4 protein-coding genes are annotated in these 2,679 nt (G+C 48.5%); 3 read left to right on the top strand and 1 reads right to left on the bottom strand.

What is annotated here, in order from left to right:
* The 3 genes from QUA78_RS32145 to QUA78_RS32135 all read left to right on the top strand — a co-directional run.
* Window positions 1–711 (top strand): hypothetical protein (locus tag QUA78_RS32145; protein ID WP_333399240.1); only part of this gene is annotated, 711 nt, incomplete at its 5' end.
* Between the two features lie 66 nt (window positions 712–777).
* Complete coding sequence (locus QUA78_RS32140) at window positions 778–972, top strand: hypothetical protein (protein WP_333399239.1); 195 nt, start codon at window positions 778–780, stop codon at window positions 970–972.
* Between the two features lie 72 nt (window positions 973–1,044).
* The gene (locus QUA78_RS32135) at window positions 1,045–1,632 is read left to right on the top strand and encodes a recombinase family protein (protein WP_333399238.1); all 588 of its coding nucleotides are present in this window, start codon (window positions 1,045–1,047) and stop codon (window positions 1,630–1,632) included.
* Here QUA78_RS32135 and QUA78_RS32130 read toward each other — a convergent pair.
* The gene (locus QUA78_RS32130; protein ID WP_333399237.1) at window positions 1,583–2,245 is read right to left on the bottom strand and encodes a hypothetical protein; all 663 of its coding nucleotides are present in this window, start codon (window positions 2,243–2,245) and stop codon (window positions 1,583–1,585) included. The two genes, QUA78_RS32135 and QUA78_RS32130, sit on opposite strands and share 50 nt — an antisense overlap.
* Window positions 2,246–2,679 lie beyond the last annotated feature (434 nt).

Below are 2,679 nucleotides of genomic sequence, written 5' to 3'. Positions count from 1 at the left end.
GATAAAAAGAAGGTAGGCAAGGAAACGCTTGACACGCTCACGCTGACAATTAGCGGCAACGAATTTGCGATCGCGCTGCAAGCCTCTTTGCTTGATGCATTCCGCGATTTAATCCGGTACGAGCTCCGGAAAATCAAACCGGGCGGGGAAGAACCGGAAGGGAAGCAAGGGATAGAACGGTTAGGACATCCCGAAGTTAAGTTGTGGTTTTTTGAGAAACGCACCGATGTAACGGCGGGTTATACGCCCTTGAAAGGTGAGATTAGTTTTGATTTGATGAACTTCGTCGATTCTTCTGATTTAATTAAAAGCGGGACGAGTCAACTCATCAAAGAAAGCGATATCAAGAAGCTTTCAAATCAAATTAAAGCTATTTTTACTAGCGCTTTTAAATGGGAGCGCGGCAAAAAAATGATAGTTTATCACGACTGGCAGCGAGGTTACAGCTTGCAAATACTGTGCAAAACAGAAGCTGAAGGGGTGCGCATTGTTAAAGAAGTGTTAAAAATTCAAGGTCATGAAATTAAATCGGAGTTCTTGAAACTCAATCAACCCGTTGGCACTCCCCGCCCTACAATCCCGACGACAAAAGAAGAGGAAGTGTTGGGGAAAAAGCGGAAACACAAGCGATACCGCCCGGAAAGCACTGTTTATTACTCTTACGCGACGTTGCACCTGCCGAGTTACGGACAGAAAATAGCGTTAGGGTAACAATGCTTATTGTCACTATGCCTAAAGGCATAGGCTAGAATATGGATAAGCTTACTGGGAAAGTTAATGATTAACGATAATGAGATTGATATTACTGCTATTGTCACTACCAGCAGCGCTAAGTTGCAAACTGAAGTTAGCGAGATTACCAAAAGTTATCTAAGGCATGAGTCAATCCGCCGAAAAGTAACAATGGGACAACTGTTAGACGAAATTGTGAAGTTGTTTTCCAATGGCGACGTACCAAAAATCACTTCTTAATTGATACGGCGAATTATTTGAAATTGACCTCGATTTAATCAGGGTTCTGGAACTCTGAAACGGGAGGGTTATTTGATACGGGCGATTATTTACTGCCGGGTGAGCACGAGCGACCAAGATTGCGATCGGCAAGAGCGAGATTTGAGAGAATTTGCCGATCGCGCCGGGTATGAAATTGTAGAAGTTTTGCGGGAGACTGCCAGCGGCGCTAAGGACGATCGCGCGCAGCGCAAAAAAGTCATGGCGGCGGCTCGGGCAAGAACAATATCGGCGGTGCTGGTGACCGAGGCTTCGCGATGGAGTAGGAGCACGATCGACCTACTGGGGACGCTGCGAGATTTGAACGACTGGGGAACGTCTCTTGTCACTCTGTCGGGCATCGGCTTGGACTTGAGCACCTCGCACGGTAAATTGATGGCCTCGATCATCTCGGCGATTGCTGAATTCGAGCGCGACCTGATCCGCGAGCGGGTAAAAAGCGGGATTGCAGCGGCGCGAGCGAAAGGGCGGAAGTTTGGCCGCCCGCGAGTGTCCGAAAGCGCGATCGCCTTCGTGCATCAACTTCGAGCCCAGGGCAAAACCTACTCGCAGATTGCAGCGGCTTCTGGAGTCAGTCGCACGAAAGTGTCGGAACTTTGCCGCCAGAACTCCGAAGCGTAGCGGCAATTTGTGCGGGCGATGTGCCGGCCGCTAAGAGCGATCGCACTTCGGCGACTGTCGCCTGAGAAATTGGGGAGTCGGTGTTGCCGCCCCTGATGTGCACTTGTCTTACTTTGCCTCCTTCTTTGTAAGACAGTCGGTAATATTGGCCGCCTCTGGCCGTACCGCGCGGTCGGTAAGTCGAGATTGCATTGAGCGCTAAATAATCATCAACGGCGACCTCTGCCGGGGTTGGAGAATCAATTTTACCGGGCGGGCAATTTGATTCTCCAACCGTGTCAACTTGAGTGATTGTATCGGTTTCACAGGTTGGGAAATTTGATTCTCCAACGGCGACCTCTGCGGGGGTTGGAGAATCAATTTTATCGGCGGGGGCGAGGGCAAGCTTCACTTCGACAGGAAGAAGGAAATCCCACTGACTTGAGAATGGATTCCAAAATTCCAATCGCCCGTCACCCGGATCGACGGCGTGGATTTTATAGATGTGACCGCATTTGACGTGTTTCGCGATCGAAGGTACTTTGCGGATTTTTACCCAATCGCCCGGTTTGTAAAAACTTCCCGATTCAGCCGCAGCCGTGTCGAAAAGTGAAAGTTGAGCGCCGCTAGTCATCTTTGTTATAGGCTCCGTCCGTACAAAGGTGTGGCTTCTGCATACCCATAATCAGCAAAATAATCTTTCCAATTGCGTTCTTGCATGGTTCCCACTGAATTTATAGGGGGGTATAAAGTAAGGAATTGCACCAACCAGTAGGGTGAGTCAAAGGTCAATGGATCCAAACAACTGTTTTCATGTGTAATTCTGGTCAGAGGGAGTGGCCAGGGTCTAGTCCAGGCATAACAGGTAAAAAAATTTAGGCAACTATTTTTACCTCGGGGGACGCAGTCTTGTATCCCTATTGGGCAAGTTTTTTGGTTCATCTTCTTTCTTATCAAAAGCCGATCGCCCTTCACTACAAATCGGCCTTACTCTATGCTTATGCCTTCCAATTGGTCTAAACGCCTAACAATTTTTCTGTAGCTGTTAGTCAGTCTGTGAACTTCGAC

This window comes from Microcoleus sp. K4-B3 (assembly GCF_036704615.1).
In the GTDB taxonomy this organism is placed as follows: Bacteria; Cyanobacteriota; Cyanobacteriia; order Cyanobacteriales; family Microcoleaceae; genus Microcoleus.
This window is presented reverse-complemented; position numbering and strand designations above follow the sequence as displayed.